17 protein-coding genes are annotated in these 23155 nt (G+C 63.8%); 9 read left to right on the forward strand and 8 right to left on the reverse strand.

Going from position 1 to position 23155, the window contains the following annotated elements:
* Positions 1-15: 15 nt before the first annotated feature.
* From ntrC to ACTJKT_RS13655, 4 genes are all read right to left on the reverse strand, one after another.
* Positions 16-1452: a nitrogen regulation protein NR(I) gene (gene ntrC / locus ACTJKT_RS13640; protein WP_025808272.1), complete on the reverse strand. Its 1437-nt coding sequence runs from the start codon at positions 1450-1452 to the stop codon at positions 16-18.
* Entirely contained in the window at positions 1449-2534 is a 1086-nt protein-coding gene (gene glnL / locus ACTJKT_RS13645; protein ID WP_025808271.1) for a nitrogen regulation protein NR(II), read from the reverse strand. The genes ntrC and glnL overlap by 4 nt, the downstream gene beginning before the upstream one ends.
* Positions 2535-2853: 319 nt before the next feature.
* Positions 2854-4266 carry an MFS transporter gene (locus ACTJKT_RS13650; RefSeq protein ID WP_440787478.1) on the reverse strand — a complete coding sequence of 471 codons (1413 nt, stop codon included), beginning with the start codon at positions 4264-4266 and terminating at the stop codon, positions 2854-2856.
* Positions 4267-4460: 194 nt separating this feature from the next.
* A complete protein-coding gene (locus ACTJKT_RS13655; protein WP_440787479.1) occupies positions 4461-5360 on the reverse strand; it encodes a LysR substrate-binding domain-containing protein in 900 nt (299 codons plus the stop codon).
* A 112-nt stretch (positions 5361-5472) separates the two neighbouring features.
* On the opposite strand from ACTJKT_RS13655, the gene ACTJKT_RS13660 reads away from it, so the two are divergent.
* From ACTJKT_RS13660 to ACTJKT_RS13690, 7 genes are all read left to right on the forward strand, one after another.
* Complete coding sequence (locus ACTJKT_RS13660; RefSeq protein WP_440787480.1) at positions 5473-7194, forward strand: acyl-CoA dehydrogenase family protein; 1722 nt, start codon at positions 5473-5475, stop codon at positions 7192-7194.
* Positions 7195-7224: 30 nt separating this feature from the next.
* Positions 7225-8412: a CaiB/BaiF CoA transferase family protein gene (locus ACTJKT_RS13665; protein WP_440787481.1), complete on the forward strand. Its 1188-nt coding sequence runs from the start codon at positions 7225-7227 to the stop codon at positions 8410-8412.
* A gap of 70 nt (positions 8413-8482) precedes the next feature.
* Complete coding sequence (locus ACTJKT_RS13670; protein ID WP_440787482.1) at positions 8483-9277, forward strand: enoyl-CoA hydratase; 795 nt, start codon at positions 8483-8485, stop codon at positions 9275-9277.
* Positions 9274-10800, forward strand: coding sequence for a 3-hydroxyacyl-CoA dehydrogenase (locus tag ACTJKT_RS13675; RefSeq protein ID WP_440787483.1), 1527 nt, complete (start codon positions 9274-9276; stop codon positions 10798-10800). The genes ACTJKT_RS13670 and ACTJKT_RS13675 overlap by 4 nt, the downstream gene beginning before the upstream one ends.
* A gap of 35 nt (positions 10801-10835) precedes the next feature.
* Positions 10836-12038 (forward strand): 3-oxoadipyl-CoA thiolase, encoded by a 1203-nt coding sequence (locus ACTJKT_RS13680; RefSeq protein WP_440787484.1) that lies wholly within the window; start codon positions 10836-10838, stop codon positions 12036-12038.
* Positions 12039-12103: 65 nt separating this feature from the next.
* The gene (locus tag ACTJKT_RS13685) at positions 12104-13357 is read left to right on the forward strand and encodes an OprD family porin (RefSeq protein WP_440787485.1); all 1254 of its coding nucleotides are present in this window, start codon (positions 12104-12106) and stop codon (positions 13355-13357) included.
* Between the two features lie 112 nt (positions 13358-13469).
* Positions 13470-14585, forward strand: a complete 1116-nt coding sequence (locus ACTJKT_RS13690; protein ID WP_440787486.1) for a bifunctional transcriptional activator/DNA repair enzyme AdaA — start codon at positions 13470-13472, stop codon at positions 14583-14585.
* On the opposite strand, the gene ACTJKT_RS13695 is transcribed toward ACTJKT_RS13690, so the two are convergent.
* The 4 genes from ACTJKT_RS13695 to glnA all read right to left on the reverse strand — a co-directional run bounded on the left by ACTJKT_RS13695 (position 14557) and on the right by glnA (position 19391).
* The gene (locus ACTJKT_RS13695; protein WP_440787487.1) at positions 14557-15072 is read right to left on the reverse strand and encodes a DUF4124 domain-containing protein; all 516 of its coding nucleotides are present in this window, start codon (positions 15070-15072) and stop codon (positions 14557-14559) included. The genes ACTJKT_RS13690 and ACTJKT_RS13695 overlap by 29 nt on opposite strands.
* 88 nt (positions 15073-15160) lie before the next feature.
* Entirely contained in the window at positions 15161-15703 is a 543-nt protein-coding gene (locus ACTJKT_RS13700; protein ID WP_440787488.1) for a chorismate mutase, read from the reverse strand.
* An 86-nt stretch (positions 15704-15789) separates the two neighbouring features.
* A complete protein-coding gene (locus ACTJKT_RS13705; RefSeq protein WP_440787489.1) occupies positions 15790-17823 on the reverse strand; it encodes a hypothetical protein in 2034 nt (677 codons plus the stop codon).
* A gap of 161 nt (positions 17824-17984) precedes the next feature.
* A complete protein-coding gene (gene glnA, locus ACTJKT_RS13710) occupies positions 17985-19391 on the reverse strand; it encodes a type I glutamate--ammonia ligase (protein WP_426188936.1) in 1407 nt (468 codons plus the stop codon).
* A gap of 330 nt (positions 19392-19721) precedes the next feature.
* Here glnA and thiI point away from each other — a divergent pair, with 330 nt between their 5' ends.
* Positions 19722-21176 carry a tRNA uracil 4-sulfurtransferase ThiI gene (gene thiI / locus ACTJKT_RS13715; protein WP_062823930.1) on the forward strand — a complete coding sequence of 485 codons (1455 nt, stop codon included), beginning with the start codon at positions 19722-19724 and terminating at the stop codon, positions 21174-21176.
* 139 nt (positions 21177-21315) lie between these two features.
* A complete protein-coding gene (gene typA, locus ACTJKT_RS13720) occupies positions 21316-23136 on the forward strand; it encodes a translational GTPase TypA (protein WP_009046549.1) in 1821 nt (606 codons plus the stop codon).
* The last annotated feature ends 19 nt before the right edge of the window (positions 23137-23155 follow it).

A 23155-nucleotide genomic window follows, 5' to 3' on the forward strand; every position in this document is an offset into this window, starting at 1 on the left:
CAGGCTTACAGCGGCTCAACCCTCGTCGCTGTCCTCGTCATCCCCGCCGTCGACCTTCATCCCCAACTCCTTGATCTTGCGCGTCAGGGTGTTGCGGCCCCAGCCCAGCAGCACGGCGGCGTCGCGGCGGCGGCCGGCGGTGTGCTTGAGGGCGGTCTCGATCATGATCCGCTCGAAGCTCGGCACCGCGCTGTCCAGCAGGCTCGACTGGCCGCGTGCCAGGGCCTGGTCGGCCCACTGGCGCAGGGCCTGCTCCCAGTTGGTCACCGGCGCCGAATCCTGCGGCAGGCTCAGCAGCTCCGGCGGCAGGTCGCTGATATGCACCTCGCGACCCGAAGCCATCACGGTGATCCAGCGGCAGGTGTTCTCCAGCTGACGCACGTTGCCGGGCCACGGCAGGTTCTTCAGGTATTCCTCGGTCTCGCTTTTCAGCAGCTTGGGCTCGACGGCCAGCTCCTGGGCGGCGCGGCTGAGGAAGTGCTTGGCCAGGGTCGGGATATCTTCGCGACGGTCCGACAGGCGCGGGATATGGATGCGGATCACGTTCAGGCGGTGGAACAGGTCCTCACGGAACTTGCCGGCGTGCACCAGGGTTTCCAGGTTCTGGTGGGTCGCGGCGATGATGCGCACATCGACCTTGACCGGCGTATGCCCGCCGACCCGGTAGAACTCGCCGTCGGCCAGCACCCGCAGCAGGCGGGTCTGGGTGTCGGCCGGCATGTCGCCGATCTCGTCGAGGAACAGGGTGCCGCCGTCGGCCTGTTCGAAGCGTCCGCGCCGCAGGTTGGCCGCGCCGGTGAAGGCGCCTTTTTCATGGCCGAACAGCTCGGACTCCATCAGGTCCTTGGGGATCGCCGCCATGTTCAGCGCGATGAACGGCGAAGCCGCGCGCGGGCTGTGGCGGTGCAGGGCGTGGGCCACCAGCTCTTTACCGGTACCGGACTCACCGTTGATCAGCACGGTGATGTTGGAGTGGCTGAGGCGACCGATGGCGCGAAATACCTCCTGCATCGCCGGCGCTTCACCGATGATTTCCGGGGTGCGGGCCAGCGCCGGGATCACTTCCAGGCCTTGCTGCTCCTGGGCGTGCTGGTTGGCGCGCTTGACCAGGGACACCGCTTCGTCGACATCGAACGGCTTGGGCAGGTACTCGAAGGCGCCGCCCTGGTAGGAAGCGACAGCGCTGTCCAGGTCGGAGTGCGCGGTCATGATGATCACCGGCAGGCGCGGGTGCTGCTCGCGGATCCGCGCCAGCAGGTCCAGGCCACTGGCACCCGGCATACGGATATCGGAGATGATCACGTCCGGTTGCTGGCGGGCCAGGCGACTCATCACACCATCGGCGCTATCGAAGCTCTGGGTGGTCATGCCTTCCTGTTGCAAGGCCTTCTCCAGAACCCAACGGATAGAACGGTCGTCATCGACGATCCACACGGTTTCACTACGGCTCATGTCGATGGGGCTCCTTGTTCCAGTGGCAGAAAGATCGAGAACGTGGTGTGGCCGGGATGGCTGTCACACTCGATCAGGCCCTGGTGCTGGCTGATGATGTTCTGGGTAATGGCCAGGCCCAGCCCGGTACCGTCCGGACGGCCGCTGACCATGGGGAAGAAGATGGTTTCCTGAAGTTCCGCGGGGATCCCCGGGCCGTTGTCGATGATCTCGATCTTGGTCACCAGGCGGTGGCGCACGTGGCCGATGGTGAACTGGCGCATGGTGCGGGTACGCAGGCAGATGCGCCCCAGGCGCAGCTCGTTCTGGCTGCTGATGGCCTGCATCGCATTGCGCACGATGTTGAGCACCGCCTGGATCATCTGTTCGCGGTCGATCAACACATCGGGAATGCTCGGGTCGTAGTCGCGCACCAGGGTGATGCAGCCCTGACTTTCGGCCTCCACCAGGCTGCTCACGCGCTCCAGCACCTCGTGCACGTTGCACAGGGCCAGCGACGGCAGCTTGTTGGAGCCGAGCATGCGGTCCACCAGGTTCCGCAGGCGGTCAGCCTCTTCGATGATGACGTTGGTGTAGTCCTTGAGGTTCTCGTCCGGCAGTTCGCGGGCCAGCAACTGGGCGGCGCCGCGAATCCCGCCGAGGGGGTTCTTGATCTCGTGGGCCAGGCCGCGCACCAGCATCTTGCTGGTTTCCTGCTTGGACAGCTGGGCCTCTTCCTTGGTGATCCGCAGCAGGCGGTCACGGGGGTGGACTTCCAGCAACAGCAGGGTGTCGCCATTGCTCAGGATCGGCGTCACGGCATAGTCCACGGTCAGGGTCTGGCCGGTCAGCGCGGTGAGCATGGCCTCGCGCTTGGTGAACGGGTGCGCCTGTTGCACCGCCTGGCGCAGGGAGCTCAGGGCTTCGGCCGACTCGGTGAACAGTTCGCTGATGAATTGCCCATGGCTGCGCTGGCCGCTGATAGCCAGCAACATCTCCGCCGCCGGGTTCATGTACTCAAGGCGCAGGTCGGCGTTGAGCAGGATGGTCGCGGTGGTCAGGTTGTCGAGTAGCAAACGGTGCAATTGATCGCTGATGGTCATTAGGACCTCTTTTGGAGCATGGCGCGCGCGTGGACAGAGCGCTGTCATCGGGAAAATGCAAAAACCAAACCAAGGCTCCGAAAAGAAGCGCCCGCGCCCTGAAACAGCCGTTTGAAGTGCTGTTTCGCAGTGTTTTGCCGGCTTGGCTGGGTACTTTCGAACCAAAATGGGCTGCGGATGAATGAAGGTGCAGCTTGATGCACCAATATAGTGCGATTTCTTTAGCGGTGCGCTAAAGAATGGCCAGGGTCAAAGGTGCAGAGCCAACGCAAAAAGGCCCGCTTGCGGGCGGGCCTGGAAGAATGCGGCGGATGGCGTATCAGTGGGCGGGCTGCGGGTCCTTGTCGATACCCTGCTGTGGCGTGATCGGCTCCTCGTTCGGCGGCGTGGCGTGGGGTTCCCGGGCCAGTTCGTCGGCGTCCGCCTGCTCGGCGGTGGACAGGTCGGCGGCGTTGTGGCCGATGCGCTTGAGCAGCAGGAGCATGCACACCAAGGACACCAGGGCGTAGCAGGCAGAGGCAATGGCCACGCCGACAATGCTCCCGGTGTTGTTGAGAATGCCCTGGGCCAGGACCGGCGTGGCACCGCCCACCAGCAGGGAGCAGAGCTGGTAGGAAATCGACAGGCCGCTGTAGCGCACCTTGGTCGGGAAGGCACGGGCCAGGATGCCGCCGACGGCGCCATAGAACATCGAGTGCGGCACGGTGGCCAGGCACATGCCGAGCACGGCGATCCAGTAGACGCCGGTTTCCACGGCGAAGAACATCGCCGGCATCAGGAAGAACTCCGGCAGCACCATCAGCACCACCGCCTTGCGCATGTCCATCCGGGAAACCAGCAGCGCGCCCAGGGGCTGGGTGATGAACTGCACCACCAGGGCGATGACGATCACGCTGAGAAAGCTGCTCTGGCTGTAGCCCAGTTCCTTGGTGGCCCAGGACAGGGCGAAGGTGCTCTTGAAGTAGGTGACATGGATGATCGGCAGCACGCCGGCCCCCAGCAGCACGATCTGCCAGTGGTTGCGCAGGACCTCCAGGATCGGCAGCTTGACGGTCTTTTTCTGCTGGATCAGGCGCTTCATGTCGTCCGACTCTTCGAGCTTGAGGCGAATCACCATGCCCACCAGGACCAGTGCCGCCGAGAGCAGGAACGGAATGCGCCAGCCCCACAGCAGGAAGTCCGGCGCGGGCAGGGCGCTGAGGCCGAAGAACACCAGGGTCGCCAGCAGGTTGCCGGCTGGCGAGCCCTGTTGGGCGAAGGCCGCGTAGAGGATGCCTTTGCCCTTGGGCGCGCTTTCGCTGGCGATGAGGATGGCGCCGCCCCATTCGCCGCCCACCGCGATACCCTGGATGATGCGCAGCAGCACCAGGGCAATCGGCGCCCAGATACCGATCTGCAGGTAGCTGGGCAGCAGGCCGATGCAGGTGGTGGCCACGCCCATCATGATCAGGGTGATCACCAGGGTGGTCTTGCGCCCGATCTTGTCGCCCAGGTGGCCGAAGATGATGCCGCCGATGGGGCGGGCGATGAAGCCGGCCCAGAGGGTCAGGAACGACAGCAGGGTGGCGGTGCCCGCCGGCAGGTCGGCGGGGAAGAACACCTTGCCGAAGACCAGCGCGGCGGCGATCCCGTAGGCGTAGAAGTCATACCATTCGATGGTGGTGCCGATGAACGAGGCGATTCCCGCCTTGCGGGCTTTCTTGTGCGCGGCAGCGTGCTGGGCGGCATTCATATTCAATTCCTGCAGTTGTTATTGTTATTTGCGCCGCGGGAGGTCGTCTGGCGACCGCTCCGGATACTCGTTGCACGAACAGGCGCATCACGCATTTGCAAGGTCCGACGGCACGGAGCCTATACAGGCAGGAATTAAAAAAATAATGATTAAATCTTATTGTGTGATACGGGATTTCGTATGGTCGCCGGCCCTCAAAGCCCCGGCGCCACGGGCTGTTGCAGGGCCTTGAGGACAGTCAGGAAACTCTCCGCGGCGGCCGATGGTTTGTCGGCATGACGGATGGCGTGGACCTCGGACAACGCCCCGTCGCCGCTGATTTCGCAGTAATGCACACCCTCCTTCCAGGTGCCGGCCAGGGTCTGCGGCACCAGGGCCACGCCCATTTCGTAGGCGACCATCGCCACCACCGTTTGCCACAGCCGGGTTTCGTGACGGATGCGCGGGCTGAAGCCGGCCGCCACGCAGCGGGCGATGATCAGATCGTGATAGTGCGGCGAGACGTTGCGCGGAAACAGGATGAAGTCGTCGTTGGCCAGTTGCGCCAGGTCGATGCGCGACTCGCCCGCCAGCCGGTGGCCCTGGGGCAGGCAGCAGAGGAAGGGTTCGGCGAGGACCGGCTCGCAGCGGATGCCCTCGGGAAAGTGGCTCCAGTGCACGAAGCCGATATCGATCTGCCCGCGTTGCAGCGCCTGGGCCTGTTCGGCGCTGTTCATCTCCATCAGCACGATCTCGGTGTCCGGGTGATCCTGCTCGAAGGTCCGCACCGCCTGCGGCAAGCCGCGATGCAGGATCGAGTTGACGAAACCGATGCTCAGCCGGCCGACGAAACCCTGGGCCGAGCGCAGGGTCAGGCGCCGCGCCTGCTCGGCCCGCAGCAGCAGGTAGCGGGCTTCGTCGAGCAGCACCTGGCCGGCGTTGGTCAGGCTCACCGACTTGTTGTTGCGGGTCAGCAACTGCACGTCCAGCTGGCTTTCGAGCTTCTTGATATCGAAGCTCAGGGCCGGCTGGGAGATGAACAGGCGAGCGGCGGCCCGGCCGAAATGCAGCTCTTCGGCGACCGCGACGAAGTAACGAAGCTGTTTGAGATCCATGCTGGCGTCCTCGCTTTACGATCTGTTTTTCTTATCGTAGTTGATTGATTTTGTATTAGATACTTATCGATGGCGACTCTAGTCTCGGGGCAAAAGAGCCTGGAGAGACGCCATGACTGCCTTGCCTGAACCCGCCCAAGACATCCTGAATATCCCCGATAGCCGGGGCTTGAACCTGTTCGACTGCGATGCCGGACTGGCAGCCCTGCTCAAGGTCTACCTGCCGCCGCAGCTGTTCGCCCAGTGGTTGCCGACCTTGCGCCAACTCGGTGGGCGGGCCGGTGGCGAGCTGGATGTGCTGGCGCTCTCGGCGGACAAGAACCCGCCGCAACTGCTGCCGCGCACCCGTCGTGGCGAAGACCTGCAGAGCATCCACAAGCACCCGGATTTCATCGCCCTGGAGCGCGCCGCGTATGCCGAGCTGGGCCTGGCCTCCATGAGCCATTGCGCCGAGCCGGTGCTGCCGCTGGTCAAGTACGCCCTGACCTTCCTCTTCGTGCAGGCCGAGTTCGGCCTGTGTTGCCCGGTGAGCATGACCGACTCGCTGACCCGCACCCTGCGCAAGTACGGTTCGCCGGAGTTGGTGGCGCGCTACCTGCCGTCCCTGGCTTCGCGGGATTTCGAGCGGTTGTTCCAGGGCGCGATGTTCATGACCGAACAGGCCGCCGGCTCCGACGTGTCGCGCACCGAAACCCGCGCGCGCCTGGAGAACGGCGAGTGGCGGCTGTTCGGCGACAAGTGGTTCTGCTCCAACCCGGACGCCGACCTGGCCATGGTCCTGGCCCGTCCGGAAGACGCTCCGGAGGGCATGAAAGGGGTCAGCCTGTTCCTGCTGCCCAAGCTCCGCCCCGATGGCTCGCGCAATGCCTATCGGATCCTGCGCCTGAAGGACAAGCTGGGCAGCCGCTCCATGGCCAGTGGCGAAATCAGTCTGGACGGCGCCAGCGCCTACCTGATCGGCGAGGTCGGTCGCGGCTTCCAGCAGATGGCCGACATGATCAACATGTCGCGTCTGTCCAACGGGGTGCGGGCCGCCGGGCTGATGCGCCGTGGGGTCAATGAGGCGCTTTATGTCGCCCGCCATCGCCGGGCCTTTGGCCGCCATCTGATCGAGATGCCGCTGATGCAGCGCCAGCTGCTGAAAATGATGCTGCCCGCCGAGGAGGCCCGGTCGATGTTCATGCAGATCGCCACGCTGCTGCCCAAGGCCGATGCCGGCGACGAGGCGGCGCGCAAGTGCGTGCGCATCCTCACGCCGCTGATCAAGTTCCGCGCCTGCCGCGATGCGCGGCGGGTCACCGGGGACGCCATGGAAGTACGCGGCGGGGTTGGCTACATCGAGGAGTGGAGCGACGCGCGGCTGGTGCGCGATGCCCACCTGGGCTCGATCTGGGAGGGCACCAGCAACATAGTCGCGCTGGATATTGCCCGCGCCGTGACCCGCGAGCAGGCCCTGGAGCCGCTGCGGCATTACCTCGCCGGGCTGCTCGCCGAGGCCGACCTGCCGGCGGCCAGCCAGCGCCTGTTCGAGACAGTCCTGCAACGCGCGGTCGCGGCCATCGAAAAGGTCGCGCAAGAGCGCCGCGACGATCAGGTGCGCCTGGCCGGCAGCGCCCTTTATCACAGCGCCACGGCGATCTTCATGGCCTGGGAAGCGAGCCGCCAGGCCCCCGATTACCGGCGCCTGGCCCTGGCCCATCTGCTGCTCCAGCACAAGCTGCTGCCCCGCGATCCGCTGCGTCCGGAGCCAGCGCTCGAACATGAGTTGCTGGCGCTCCTGGCCAATGAAGGCCCGTTGTCGAAAGCCGACGCGATGCAGCTGTTGCCGGCCTGAACGGCCCTGCCCATTTTTCAGAGAACTGCCATGAACCATTCAAAAGGGGCCCTGGACGGCCTGAAAGTGATCGACCTCAGCCGCGTGCTGGGCGGGCCCTACTGCTCCCAGGCCCTGGCCGACCACGGCGCCGAAGTGATCAAGCTGGAACCCTTGAGCGGCGACGAGACTCGCGGCTGGGGCCCGCCTTTCGAGGGCGCCGACGCGTCGTACTTCAGGGGCGTAAACCGCAACAAGCAGGGGATCGCCGTGGACCTGTCCCGGCCCGCGGGCATCAGGCTGCTGATGCGCCTGCTGGAAGATGCCGATGTGCTGATCGAGAACTTCAAGCCCGGCACCCTGGAGCGTTGGGGCATAGGTTATGCCGAGGTGCTGAGCCAGCGTTTCCCGGCACTGATCCACTGCGCGGTTTCCGGTTTTGGCAGCGACGGCCCCTTGGGTGGGCTGCCCGGCTACGACGCGGTGATCCAGGCGATGGCCGGGCTGATGAGCGTGAACGGCGAAGCCGACAGCGGCCCGCTGCGCATCGGCCTGCCGATCGTCGATATGGTCACCGGGCTCAATGCCCTGGCGGGGATTCTGCTGGCGCTCAACGAACGCCATCGCAGTGGCCTGGGGCAGTCCCTCGACATCACCCTGTACGACTGCGGCGTGTCCCTGCTGCACCCGCATCTGGCCAACTATTTCGCCGCCGGCAAGACCCCGCAGCGCACCGGCAACGCCCATCCGAATATCGCTCCCTACGACAGTTACCGCACCGGCACCGAGCCGATCTTCCTGGCGGTCGGCAACGACCGCCAGTTCGCCAAATTGTGCGAGCAGCTGGACGCCGGCGCCTTGCTGGACGACCCGCGCTTTGCCGACAACGGTTGCCGCTCGGTCAACCGCGAGGCGCTGAAACAGGCGCTGGAGGCGCGGCTGGCCGAGCACGACGGTACGTTCCTGGCGCAGCGCCTGATCCGCCTGGGCGTGCCCTGCGGCTCGATTGCCTCGATCGACAAGGTGGTCGAGCACCCGCATACCCGGCATCGCGGCCTGCTGGTGGAGATCGGCGACTACCGCGGCGTCGGCTCGCCGGTGAAGCTGTCGCGGACCCCGGCCAGCTATCGCAGTGCCCCGCCAGCGCTGGGGGCCAATACCCGCGAGGTGCTCGAGGGCCTGGGCCTCGACGACCAGACGATCGAAAACCTGTTCGAGCGCGGCATCGTCCGCGAGTGAAGGGCGGCGCCAGAGGCCCGGTCGGGTCGCTGGCGTGCTTCTCAGGTTCCTATCTGCATCAGGAGATTCCATGAGTCCCGAGTCCGTTAGCCCTCAACCCCTGGTCCTGCTGAAACAACCCGCGCCGGGCGTGGCGCTGCTGCGGCTGAACCGCCCGCAAGCGCTCAACGCGTTGAACATGGCGCTGCGCGAGGAGCTGGCCGAGCACTTTCGCCGCCTGGATGCCTGCCCCCAGACCCGGGTGGTGGTGCTCACCGGCGGCGATAGGGTGTTTGCCGCCGGCGCCGACCTCGGTGAGCTGGTGAACGCCAGCGCGCTGCAACTCTATGCCCGGCATGCCGAGCGCCACTGGCAAGCCATCTCGGCATGCCGCAAGCCGGTCATCGCCGCGGTCAACGGTTACGCCCTGGGCGGTGGCTGCGAGCTGGCGATGCATTGCGACCTGATAGTCGCCGGCCACTCGGCGCGTTTTGCCCAGCCTGAAATCAAGGTCGGGGTGATGCCGGGGGCGGGCGGCACCCAGCGCCTGCTGCGCGCGGTCGGCAAGTTCCAGGCGCTGCGCCTGTTGCTCACCGGTTGCCAGGTGCCGGCTGACGAGGCGCTGCGCCTGGGCCTGGTCAGCGAGGTGGTGGCGGACAGCGAGACCCTGCCGCGGGCCCTGGCCCTGGCTACCAGCATCGCCGGCATGCCGCCGCTGGCGGTGGCGCAGATCAAGGAGGTGGTGCTGGCCGGCATGGACCTGCCGCTGGAGCAGGCGCTGGTGCTGGAGCGCAAGGCGTTCCAGCTGCTGTTCGGCTCCCATGACCAGCGCGAAGGCATGCAGGCCTTTCTTGAGAAACGCAAACCGGAGTACCAGGGGAAATGACCACGCAACCATTGCAGCGCATCGGTCTGGTCGGCACCGGAGCCATGGGCCGGGGCATCGCCCAGGTCATGGCCATGGCCGGGCTCAAGGTGTTTTTGTTCGATGCGCGCCCGGGTGCCGCGGGCACGGCCCGGGAACAGCTGGCGACGATCTTCGCCCAGCAGATCGAGAAGGCCCGCATTACCCCGCAGGACGCCACGGCGGCCATGCTCAACCTGGAAGTGGTCGACAGCCTGCAAGCGCTACATGACTGCCAGCTGGTGATCGAGGCGATAGTCGAGGACCTGGAGGCTAAGCAACAGCTGTTTCGGCAACTGGAGGATGTACTGGCGCCGAGCGCGATCCTGGCCAGCAATACCTCGTCGCTGTCGATCACCGCGATTGCCTCGGTGTGCCGTCATCCGGAGCGCGTCGCCGGGTTGCATTTTTTCAATCCGGTGCCGCGGATGCGCATTGTCGAGGTGATCGACGGCCTCGCCACCAGCGTCGGCGCCCGCTTGCAGGCACTGGTACGCGCCATCGGCTACTACCCGGCGCGGGCCAAGGATTCTCCCGGCTTTATCGTCAATCATGCCGGGCGGGCCTTTGGCACCGAGGCGCTGCGCATCCTCAGCGAGGGCGTGGCCCCGGCGTGGCGGATCGATGCGCTGCTGCGCGACAGCGCCGGTTTCGCCATGGGGCCGTTCGAGCTGCTCGACCTGATCGGCCTGGATGTCAGCGTGCCGGTGATGGAGTCGGTCTACCGGCAGTTCTATGAGGAGCCGCGTTATCGGCCGCACCCCGTGCTGCGGCTGATGCAGGCGGGTGGGCGCCTGGGGCGCAAGAGCGGGCAGGGCTTCTACCTCTACGACGAGCCCGGCGATACGCGGCGCCCGCCACAGGCGGTGCCCCATTGCGCGGCGCTGCCGCCGGTGTGGATCGCCGCCGACGACGAGGTCGGCCGGCTGCGCCTGCTGGACCTGCTCGAACGCCTGGGGGCCAAGGTCGAGAACGGCCTGCGACCTTCCTCTTCGGCCTTGTGCCTGGTGGCGCCGCTGGGCGATGACGCCAGCGAAGCGGCCTTGCGCCATGCCACAGACCCGTCGCGCACGGTGGCGATCGATACCCTGACCACGCTCGACAGCCAGCGCTGCCTGATGCTCAACCCGGCAACCCGCGAAGACATGCAGCACGCCGCCCACGCGCTGTTCAGCGCCGACGGCGGCACGGTGACGCTGATCCGCGACAGCTGCGGCTTCATCGTCCAGCGCACCCTGGCGTCGATCGTCAACCTGGCCTGCGATATCGCCCAGCAGGGCATCGCCTCGGTGGCCGATATCGACGCGGCGGTGCGCCTGGGTCTCGGCTACCCGCTGGGGCCGCTGGAGTGGGGCGACCAACTGGGCCCCGAGCGCCTGCTGCAGATCCTCGAGCGCATGCACGCGCTCACTGGCGATCCGCGTTATCGCCCCAGCGGCTGGTTGCGCCGTCGGGCCCTGCTGGGCCTGTCCCTGCGCCAGCCGGAAAACCCGATGCCGGCCTGAGGCCTGCCGATCCCTACCTCTGCGAGAGTCTTTTCATGCTTGATGCCTATATCTACAGCGGCTTGCGAACCCCCTTCGGCCGTCATGGCGGCAGCCTCGCCAGCGTGCGTCCGGACGATCTGGTGGGGCCCTTGCTGGTGCGTTTGCTGGAAACCTCGGGGCTACCGGCCGAGGCGCTGGAAGAGGTGATCCTCGGTTGTACCAACCAGGCCGGCGAGGACAGCCGCAACCTGGCGCGCAATGCCTTGCTCAGCGCCGGGCTGCCTTGGCGCGTGCCGGGGCAGACGGTCAACCGCCTGTGCGCCAGCGGCCTGTCGGCGGTGATCGATGCGGCCCGGGCGATCACCTGCGGCGAAGGCCGGCTGTACCTGGCCGGCGGCGTCGAAAGCATGTCCCGGGCGCCCTTCATCATGGCCAAGGCCGAGAGTGCCTACAGCCGGACCCTGGAGGTGGCCGACAGCACCATTGGCGCGCGCTTCGCCAACCCGCGGCTGGTGGAGCGCTACGGCAACCACAGCATGCCCGAGACTGGCGACAACCTGGCCCGCCGGTTTGCCATCAGCCGCGAGGACGCCGACCGCTTCGCCGCCGCATCCCAGGCGCGTTACCAGGCGGCCTTGCTGGCCGGGGTGCTGGACGACGAAATCATGGCCGTCGAGGTGCCGATCGGGCGCAAGGGCCAGTCCTTGACCGTGTGTGATGACGAACATCCGCGGCCCGGCTCCGACCTGGCGGCCCTGTCGCGATTGCCGACGCTGTTCGCCGAGGGCGTGGTGACCGCCGGCAACGCTTCGGGGATCAACGATGGCGCGGCGGTGTTGCTGCTCGGCAGTCGTGAGATCGGCATGGAGCATGGGGTCGCGCCCATGGCGCGGATCCTCTCGTCGGCCTCGGTCGGCGTGGAGCCGCAGTTCATGGGCATCGGCCCGCACAGGGCGATTCTGCTGGCGCTGCAGCGGGCCCGCATCGGCCTGGAGCAGCTCGACCTGATCGAGATCAACGAGGCATTCGCGCCGCAGGTGCTGGCCTGCCTCAAGGCCCTGAACCTGGATTTCGACGATCCGCGGGTCAACCCCAATGGTGGCGCCATCGCCATCGGCCACCCGCTGGGCGCGTCCGGGGCCCGGCTGGTGTTGAGCGCCTGCCGCAGCCTGCAACGCAACAACCAGCGTTACGCCGTGGTCAGCCTGTGCGTGGGCGTTGGCCAGGGCGTGGCCATGGTGATCGAGCGCGCCTGAGCCATTCAGGCCGCTCATCCTCGAAGGGGCGCATTCGACGCTCCTCGGTCGGTTCGGAGAGCTTCATGAATAACAATAAGAACGTAAAAGCCCTGCTCTTGGGTGCCCTGGTGGGCAGTGATGTTGCGCAGGTCCTGGCCGAGGGGTTTGTGCCAGACAGCAAAGCCAGCGTGATGGCCCGCAACTTCTACATGAATCGGGATTTTCGCGACGGCGCCGGGCGCTCGAAGGCCGATGAGTGGGCCCAGGGTTTCCTGTTCGACTACCGCTCCGGCTACACCGCCGGGACCTTCGGTTTCGGCCTGGATGCCCTGGGCAAGCTGGGCCTCAAGCTGGACTCCAGCCCCGACCGCAGTGGCACCGGCCTGTTGCCGGTGCAGAGCGACGGGCGCGCGCCGGACAGCTATTCGCGGCTCGGCCTGACGGCCAAGGTGCGGGTTTCCCGCAGCGAACTGAAAGTCGGCAGCCTGGTTCCCAGGCTGCCGATCCTGCAACCGAATTTCGGGCGGCTGTTCCCCCAGGCGTTCGAAGGCGGCCTGCTCACCTCCAGCGACATAACCGGCCTGACCCTGAACCTCGGGCGGCTGGAGGAAGTCAGCCAGCGCAACGAGTCGGGCACCAGTGATCTGGCGTTGTTCAACCGCGATAGGCGATTTGCCGCGGCGGCCACGGCGGGGCATTTCGACCTGGCCGGACTGGATTACCAGCTCGCCCCGGGCTGGATCGCCAGCTATCACTACGGTGAACTGGACAAGGTCTATCGCCAGCATTTCTTCGGCCTGAAAAGCCAGCGCCGCCTGGGCATCGGCACCCTGGAAAGCGACTTGCGGCTGGCCCTCAGCCAGGACGTCGGGCAGGCCCGGGGCGGCGAGATCGACAACCGCGCGCTGAACGGCCTGTTCACCTATCGCCTGCCCACGGGTCATGCCTTCGGCCTCGGTTATCAGCGCATGAGCGGCAGCAGTGCCTATCCCTACCTGGCGGGGACCGATCCTTACCTGACCAACTTTGGCCAATACAACGATTTCGCCAGCGCCAAGGAAGTCTCCTGGCAGTTGCGTTACGACTACGATTTCGCCGCCGCGGGGCTGCCCGGCCTGACGTTCATGACCCGTTACTTCAACGGTCGTGACGCGGCCCTGGCGAACGGCGAGAGCGGACGCGAATGGGAGCGCAACCTCGATATCCAGTACGTGCTGCAAAGCGGCCCGCTGAAGGACCTCGGCCTGCGCTGGCGCAACGCGACCTATCGTTCCAGCTTCAGCCGCGATGTCGATGAAAACCGCCTGTACCTGACCTACAGCATCGCGCTGTTCTAGTCGGCTGTTGGCTCGGGGGGCCGTTGGCGAATCAACGCCTGATTTGCGGCGGCATCCGCTGCGGCGCTGCTCTACAGTGCACAGACATTCCCCTCTGCTGCTGGAGACGGCCATGGACAACGCCCCCTTGCTGTTCCAACTGCCTGACGACGACACCCTGTACCGCGCCCTGCTCGAACGCGACCCGGCCTATGACGGCTTTGCTTTCGTCGGGGTCAAGAGCACGGGAGTGTTCTGTCGGCTGACTTGCGCGGCGCGCAAGCCCAAGCGCGAAAACACGGTGTTCTTCAGTTCGATCAAAGCCTGTGTCGAGGCCGGTTTTCGCGCCTGCCTGCGCTGCCGTCCGCTGGAGCAGACAGGTGCCCAGGAGCCCCTGGTCAAACAGCTGCTGGCCTTGCTGGAAAACAATGCCGACAAGCGCTGGTATGAAGGCGACCTGGTCGAACTCGGTTTCGACCCTTCCACGGTGCGCCGGGCCTTCAAGCGCCACTTTGGCGTGACCTTCCTGGAAATGGCCCGGCTGCGGCGGATCGGCGACGGCATGCAGCAACTGGCGGGCGGCGCCAGCGTGATCGATGCGCAGATCAGCGCCAGTTTCGATTCCGACAGCGGCTTTCGCAGTGCCTTCACCCGGCTGCTCGGCCAGCCGCCGTCGAACCTGCGGGGTTGCGAACTGCTCAAGGCCGATTGGCTGCAAACCCCGATCGGCGTGATGCTGGCGGTGGCCGATGCACAGGCCCTGCATCTGCTGGAGTTCTTCGACCGCCCGGCCTTGGCCACTGAGCTGAAGCGCCTGCAAGGGAACACCGGCTCGACCATCGGCTTCGGACGTTTTGCCCCCATCGACCAGATCGAGAGCGAGTTGCGGCGATTTTTCGCCGGGGAGTCGGCAAGCTTTGCCACACCCCTGGCGCTGAATGCTTCGGCCTTTACCCGCACGGTGTGGCAGGCCCTCAGGGCGATACCGCCAGGCGTTACCCGCAGTTACGTCGAGGTGGCGAGCAGCATAGGTTCGGCCTCCGCCGTGCGGGCCGTGGCCCGGGCCAATGGCGCCAACCAGATCGCCATAGTGATTGCCTGTCACCGGGTGATAGGTTCCGACGGCTCGCTCACCGGTTATGGCGGCGGGCTGTGGCGCAAACGCTGGTTGCTCGAACATGAGCGGCGCCTGTATTCGCAGCTTCAGGCGCGACACAACCTCAGGGCTGACGAACCCGTTGCAGGGTGAAGGTCAACGGCGGGCTTTGCTGGATCACCCGCTCGCCATCGAGCACCTGCACTGCCAGGCGATGCTCGCCGCGATCGATGTTCACCAGTTGCAGGCTCGGCACATTGCCGGGTTGGCCATAGGCTTGGTCGTCCAGCAGCAGGCGCAGGCGATGCTCGTTGTGCAGGGGCGGTTGCAGGCGGACCTCGACCTTGAAGCTGCCGTTATTGGCCCGCACCACACCGCCATCCGCTACGCCACTCAGCTCCAGGGTGGTGTAGGCCGGTGAGCGGGTGGGTGGCGTTTGTACTGGATCGACGCCGGGCGGCATGAGCGGCCTGGGCGCCTCGATGCGGTTCAGCGGCGCCAGCTCGACGGCCTGGCCGGGCACACCGGCCGGCGGCTGGTCGCTGTAGGCGGTGTTGCCGTGGGCGTCGGTGTAGCGATAGATCTGCGCGGCGGCCGGCAGGGCGGCCAGCAACAGCAGGTAGAGACAGTGCACACGCATGGTGGCTTTCCTGGGAGCTTGGGTCGGCGGCTTCAACGATGAAACTGCCTCCAGCATAGAGCCGCGGACCGGGCCCAGGTTCGCCGCTTCAACCTTTGAACACACAAAGCTCGGCGGTGGCACGGATCAGCGCCAGTTGGCGCAGTGGTGCCCGATCACCTCCGTGGGTGGCCTGGGCCAGCCATTGTGGGCACTGCGGGTCGTTGCGGTAGGGGCTGAAATCCGCCAGTTGCTGCAGCAGGCGTTTTTGTAACTGATCAAGTTGCGGGCGGATCTGCCCCACCAGGTCCGGACGCGGTGCGTCCGGTGCCTGGCCTTGCAGGGTCCACTCGGACAGATGGGCGTACTGCACCAGCTTGTTGGCCTCGATCTGCGCGGCGAAGAACTGTTCCACCGCCGCGCCGTCGAGCTTGTAGGCCGGTGCCTGGGCCACCGCGCCGGCAATCACCTCGCGCTCGCGCGGGCGGTCTTCCACCGGTTTGTGGCTGTCCCATTTGCTCAGGGCCACCTGGTCGGCGATGGCCAGGCGTTCTTCGATACTGGCCAACAGAGGGCTGAGGGTGGCAGGGGCGGCGCAGGCATTGCCGGCCAGCAGCAGGGTCAACAGGGCAAGGCAGAATCGTGAAGTCATGGAGGGTCTCGGCTTTTTGGGGACAAGTCGGCGGCCATGATGCACGTAAAACTGCAGTGCCTGGCAAGACTCGGGCATCAGGTGGGTCATTGGCTGGCCGCGGCGGTCGCGGGCGCCCCGCAATTGGTTGGGCTGGAAGACAGTCGCTTGCCGCTTTCGTCATAGACGATCCGGCAGGCGCTCAAGCCGTTGTCGATCAGCTCGCGGCTCTTGATCGCGCCGTTGCGGTGATAGCACAGCTGTTCGCCAGTCAGTTGGCCGTCGGATTCATGACTTTTCACCTTTTGCTGGTTGACGGTCATCCAGGTGAAGCCCACCGAGTTTTTCTGGCACTCGATCTGCCCGTTGTCGTAGTAGGTGCGCTGAGTGATTTGGTCATTGTCGCCGATGATCTTCTCGCGGATCTTTTGGCCTGTTTCATAGTTGTACTCGATGGAGCCTTGGGGGCTGCCAAAGAGAAAGTCCGTTTCCCAGGACAGCTTTCCGTGGGTGAACCGCCGTTGTTTTCCACAGCGTTCGACGGTTGGGCCGCGCTTGTCGAAGCGGCACCAGTTGGCTTCCTCATAAAGCACTTCGTCCTGATCGTATTGTTTCATCAGGCCGACAAAGCGCCCTCCCTCGAAGCGCCCGACCGTGGCCGGCGTCCCGTCGCGCAGGAAGGTCAGGTGAGGGCCTTCGTACCTATCGTTGTGCCAGGAGATATCGCTGATCAGCTTGCCGTCTTCGCTGTAACCCAGTGAGCGGCCTTCCCGTTTGCCATTCTCATAGTGCTGCGAGTACTGCAGTTTGCCGCTGGGGCTGTAGCCTTCGCGGGTACCGGACAGCACATCTGCCTTGTAATGCTCGACCAGGAGCAGCACGCCGTTGGCATCGGTTTCGCGCAACTCGCCCTCTTTTTTATCGGCGACGAAGTTCAGGCTCTGGTTATGGCCCTTGTCTGTCTTGAGTATCCACGGGCCGCTTTTCAGGCCGTTCTCGAAGTTGCCGCGACCTGCCTGGGTCACCCATGGCCCTTCGCGTTTGTTGTTGCGATAGCTGCCGCTTTCTGTGAAACCGTCCACTTTCTCTTCGCTCGGACCCTCGAGCACACCCTGGACATAGGTCTGGAAGCCGGTGACGGCGGATTCGCCTCCTTCGTTACTGGACAGCTCCCAGCGTCCCTCGCGCAGATCGTCCCGGTATTCGCCGGTAGCGGTTTGCCAGCCGTTGGACTCAGTCCACTGGCCTTGGCGTTTGCCATCGACAAAACGGCCGTGGGTCCAGCCATCGTCCGGGTTGGAAAAACTCCATTCGCCGGTGCGTTGGCCGTGGGCATAGGCACCCTGGGCGATGACGGCTCCGCCGAAACTGGAGTACTCCACGTAGGCCCCGTCCTCGCTGCCAGTGAAGCGCTGCGGCTCGGTTTCCCAGGCGATGTGGCTGGCCCGGTAGTTGTACAGCAGGGGCTCGCCTTCCAATGCGGGCTCGTCACCGCGCCAGTAGGTGGCGGTGAGAAAGCGTCCGTTCTTTTCGGCAAAGGTCTTTTTGTAGCGGTACTGGTCGGCTCCGGGCGGATTGGCGGTGATGGGCTGCCCGTCAGCGTCGAAATAGCCCACCAGGGTGCCGGCCGAATGGTCGATCCGGTCGAATTCGTCGATACCCGAGTCTTGGTAGAAGTAGCTGTAGTTCAGCGGTGTCAGCTGGCGCAGGGCCTGTTTCACCGTCAGGGCATCGAGTTTCTTGCGGTCTTTGGCGATGCGCTCCAGGGCGGGCTGCAGTTTGTCCAGGCGCCGGTAGAGGTGGTCGTTTTCGTCATAACGGTAGGCATGCACGCGATACTGGCCGCTCTGCTTGAACAGCACCAGGCGGGTCGGGGACTCGCTGTCCAGGGCGATGTTGAACACCGACTCAATGGTGGCATTGCCGAAGTCATCCAGCAGTTGCGGCTGGCTCTCGTCCGGGTCGAGCGAGTAATAACCTTTGACGCCGCCGGCCTGCTTGATAAAGGCCAGGGTCGCCTGGCTTTCCGTCAGGCCGATGATCGGCGGGTGGGCCAGGGATTTGCCGGCATAGAAAGGAGCCGCCTGGGTGCTGCCGAACGCCAGGCAGGCGATCAGGCCGAGAGAACGAGTCCACTGCATACGAATCCCTTCGTCGAGGCGCCGGACAGAGGGCGCGAGAGGCGCGGATTATCCATGGATGAATAGCCCGGGGGAATGCTCCGGGGCTATGGGCGGGCAATAAAAAAGGCCTCCCGAGGGAGGCCTTTTCTTGTCACGCCGTGCGTGGCGGCGCTACCGGATCAGCAGCTGTAGTACAGCTCGTATTCCAGTGGGTGTACGAAGGTACGAACCTTGATTTCTTCTTCGCTTTTCAGAGCGATGTAAGCGTCGATGAAGTCGTCGCTGAAAACGCCGCCTTTGGTCAGGAACGCACGACCTTTGTCCAGCTCTTCCAGGGCTTCTTTCAGGCTGCCGCAAACTTGTGGGATCTCTTTGGCCTCTTCAGGCGGCAGGTCGTACAGGTTTTTGTCAGCGGCGTCGCCAGGGTGGATCTTGTTCTGGATACCGTCCAGGCCGGCCATCAGCAGGGCAGCGAAGGCCAGGTATGGGTTGGCAGCCGGATCCGGGAAGCGCGCTTCGATACGGCGGGCTTTAGGGCTCGACACGTAAGGAATACGGATCGAAGCGGAACGGTTGCGAGCCGAGTAGGCCAGCATCACTGGAGCTTCGAAGCCTGGCACCAGACGCTTGTAGGAGTTGGTCGCCGGGTTGGTGAAGCCGTTCAGGGCCTTACCGTGCTTGATGATGCCGCCGATGAAGTACAGGGCGGTATCGGACAGGCCGGCATAACCTTCGCCAGCGAAGGTGTTCTTGCCGTCTTTCCAGATCGACATGTGGACGTGCATGCCCGAACCGTTGTCGCCATACAGAGGCTTAGGCATGAAGGTAGCGGTACGGCCGTAGGCGTCGGCAACGTTGTGCACGACGTACTTCAGGGTCTGGGTTTCGTCGGCCTTCTTCACCAGGGTGTTGAACTTGACGCCGATTTCGTTCTGGCCGGCAGTCGCCACTTCGTGGTGGTGGACTTCGACGGTCAGGCCCATTTCTTCCAGTGCGTTGCACATGGAGGTACGGATTTCGTGGTCGTGGTCGAACGGTGGAACCGGGAAGTAGCCGCCCTTGACGCCTGGACGGTGGCCCTTGTTGCCGCCTTCGATGTCCTGGTCGGACATCCACGAACCTTGCTCGGAGTAGATCTTGAACATCGAGCCGGAGATGTCGGACTTGAACTTCACCTGGTCGAAGATGAAGAACTCAGGCTCTGGACCGGCGAATACGGTGTCGCCGATACCGGTGGCTTTCAGGTGCTCTTCGGCGCGCTTGGCGATCGCGCGAGGGTCGCGGTCGTAGCCCTGCATGCTCGAAGGCTCGATGATGTCGCACACCAGGATCAGGGTCGGCTCTTCGGTGAACGGATCCAGCACGGCGGTTTCGTCGTCTGGCATCAGGATCATGTCGGAGGCTTCGATGCCTTTCCAGCCAGCGATGGAGGAACCGTCGAACATCTTGCCGACTTCGAAGAAGTCGTCATCCAGCGCATCACGGGCCGGCATGGTCACGTGGTGCTGAGTGCCTTTGGTGTCAGTGAAGCGCAGATCAATCCATTTGACGTCATGATCTTTGATGAGTTGAACCGACTTCGACATAGTGTCCTCCGGGTGGCTTCGGGCGGGTGTTGGTGTGCCCTTAGAATGTGGGTGATGCCGGCGCAGATACTCGGCCATGGCAACCTGCCTCACAAGGGAGCAAATTGCATGCCAGTGCCCCGAGTTGGGTTTTATGCCCCAAACTCACGCATTCCGGGAGGTATTTGGGGCAAATCGGTAAAGTGGCGCACCGCAATGTTGCGCTTTTATCTCTTGTTGACCCATTTTGGTGCACGAAAAACCAGATGCACATTAATTGGTTAAACCTTGAGCAATTTCCGCTATAATCCGCGCCCCCCTTTTTCGGCTGGCCCAGCGCGCGCTGTTTTCATGAAACTAATCGTTAAAGTTTTCCCGGAAATCACCATCAAGAGCCGCCCGGTACGGACGCGTTTCATCCGTCAGCTGGCCAAGAACATCCGTGCCGTGCTCCGCGATCTGGACCCGGCTGTGGTGGTCAATGGTGTGTGGGACAACCTCGAGCTGGAAACCGCCGTCAGCGAGCCGAAAGCCTTGAAGGAGATGACCGAGCGCCTGAGCTGCATGCCGGGCATCGCGCATTTCCTGCAGGTCGATGAATACCCGCTGGGCGACTTCGACGACATAGTCGCCAAGTGCAAGCAGCACTTTGGCGAGGCCCTGGCGGGGAAAGTTTTCGCCGTGCGCTGCAAGCGCGCCGGCAAGCATGAATTCAGCTCCATGGACGTGGAGAAATACGTCGGCAGCCAACTGCGTCGGCAGTGCGGCGCCGCCGGAATTTCCCTGAAAGAGCCGGAAATCGAAGTGCGGATGGAAATTCGCGACCAACGGTTGTTCGTGATCCACAGCCAGCACAACAGCATCGGCGGTTATCCGCTGGGCGCCCTGGAACAGACCCTGGTGTTGATGTCCGGCGGTTTCGATTCCACGGTGGCGGCCTACCAGATCATGCGCCGCGGCCTGATGAGCCACTTCTGCTTCTTCAACCTGGGCGGGCGTGCCCATGAATTGGGCGTGATGGAAGTCGCGCACTATATCTGGAAGAAGTACGGCAGCTCCCAGCGTGTGCTGTTTGTCAGCGTGCCGTTCGAGGAAGTGCTCGGCGAAATCCTCGGCAAAGTCGACAACAGTCATATGGGCGTCATTTTGAAGCGTATGATGTTGCGTGCCGCGTCGAGCATCGCCGACCGCCTGCACATCGACGCGCTGGTCACCGGCGAGGCGATTTCCCAGGTGTCGAGCCAGACCCTGCCGAACCTCTCGGTCATCGACTGCGTAACCGACAAGCTGGTGCTGCGCCCACTGATCGCCAGCCACAAGCAGGACATCATCGACCTGGCCAACGAAATCGGCACCGCCGACTTCGCCAAGCACATGCCGGAGTACTGCGGGGTCATCTCGGTGAACCCCAAGACCCACGCCAAGCGCCATCGCGTGGAGCATGAAGAGAAAGAATTCGACATGGCGGTGCTCGAGCGTGCGATCGAGCGGGCCAAACTGGTGCCGATCGATCGGGTGATCGACGAACTGGGCCAGGATTTGCAGATCGAAGAAGTCAGCGAGGCGCTGGCGGGCCAGATCGTGATCGACATCCGGCATCCGGATGCTCAGGAAGACGACCCGCTTACGCTTTCTGGCATCGAGATAAAAGCGCTGCCGTTCTATGCATTGAACGCTCGCTTCAAGGAACTGGACCCTACTCGCCAGTACCTGCTGTATTGCGACAAAGGCGTCATGAGTCGCCTGCATGCTCACCATCTGCTCAGTGAGGGACATGCCAATGTGCGCGTTTATAGACCGAGCTAAGTGCCCGGGGCTGTTTGCCTGTGGCTTGCGTCACCGGCCCCCCGACGCCACCGTCAAGCTGTAACGGCCTTGCCGGACTCTATTGTTAATCGCTGCCAGCAGTTGTCAGCACACCGAATCCTCTGATCGAGATACACAAGTGATCGAAAATCTACGTAACATCGCCATCATTGCTCACGTTGACCACGGTAAAACCACCCTGGTAGACAAACTCCTGCGTCAATCCGGCACCCTGGAGCGCAACGAGCTCAACGACGAGCGCGTGATGGACTCCAACGACCAGGAAAAAGAGCGCGGTATTACCATCCTGGCCAAAAACACCGCCATCAACTGGAACGGCTACCACATCAACATCGTGGACACCCCGGGCCACGCCGACTTCGGCGGCGAAGTTGAACGCGTAATGTCGATGGTCGACTCCGTTCTGCTGCTGGTCGACGCCCAAGACGGTCCTATGCCGCAAACCCGTTTCGTGACCAAGAAGGCTTTCGAAGCCGGCCTGCGTCCGATCGTGGTAATCAACAAGGTCGACCGTCCAGGCGCGCGTCCTGACTGGGTTCTGGACCAGATCTTCGATCTGTTCGACAACCTGGGTGCCACCGAAGAACAGCTGGACTTCAAAGTCGTCTACGCCTCGGCCCTGAACGGTATTGCCGGTCTGGACCACACCGACATGGCTGAAGACATGACCCCGCTGTACCAGTCGATCGTCGACAACGTTCCGGCTCCAGCCGTTGACCGTGACGGTCCGTTCCAGATGCAGATCTCCGCTCTGGACTACAACAGCTTCCTGGGTGTGATCGGCGTTGGCCGTATCGCTCGCGGTCGCGTCAAGCCGAACACTCCGGTTGTCGCTATCGACACCGAAGGCAAGAAGCGCAACGGCCGTATCCTGAAGCTGATGGGCCACCACGGTCTGCACCGTGTGGACGTTGAAGAAGCAGCTGCCGGCGACATCGTCTGCATCAGCGGTTTCGACGAGCTGTTCATCTCCGACACCCTGTGCGATCCGACCGCTGTCGAAGCGATGAAGCCGCTGACCGTCGACGAGCCAACCGTTTCCATGACCTTCCAGGTCAACGACTCGCCATTCTGCGGTAAAGAAGGCAAGTTCGTGACCAGCCGTAACATCAAGGAACGTCTGGACAAAGAGCTGCTGTACAACGTTGCACTGCGCGTTGAAGAAGGCGACTCGGCCGACAAGTTCAAGGTTTCCGGCCGTGGTGAGCTGCACCTGTCGGTACTGATCGAAACCATGCGTCGCGAAGGTTTCGAAATGGGCGTTGGCCGTCCTGAAGTGATCATCCGTGAAGTCGACGGCGTGAAGCAGGAACCGTTCGAAAACGTCACCATCGACATCCCTGAAGAATCCCAGGGCAAGGTCATGGAAGAAATGGGTCTGCGTAAAGGCGACCTGAGCAACATGGTTCCGGATGGCAAGGGCCGTGTACGCCTGGAATACAACATTCCAGCCCGTGGTCTGATCGGTTTCCGTAACCAGTTCCTGACCCTGACCAACGGTGCAGGCATCCTGACCTCGATCTTCGATCGCTACGCTCCGATGAAGTCCGGCCACATGTCCGGTCGTCAGAACGGCGTACTGGTTTCGGTTGAAACCGGCAAGGCTCTGACCTACTCCCTGGAAACCCTGCAGGCGCGCGGCAAGCTGTTCGTCGAGCACGGCCAGGAAATCTACAACGGTCAGATCGTTGGTCTGAACAGCCGTGACAACGACCTGGGCGTGAACCCAACCAAAGGCAAGAAGCTCGACAACATGCGTGCTTCGGGCAAGGACGAAACCATCGCCCTGGTTCCGCCGGTTCGTTTCACCCTGGAACAGGCTCTGGAATTCATCCAGGACGACGAGCTGTGTGAAGTGACTCCTAAGTCCATCCGTCTTCGCAAGAAGATCCTGGACGAAGGCGAGCGTACCCGCGCTGCCAAGAAAGCCAAGAACTGATCTTTTAGTTCAGGCTGAA

It is taken from the genome of Pseudomonas sp. 22526 (genome assembly GCF_052044735.1).
Lineage (GTDB): Bacteria > Pseudomonadota > Gammaproteobacteria > Pseudomonadales > Pseudomonadaceae > Aquipseudomonas > Aquipseudomonas piscium.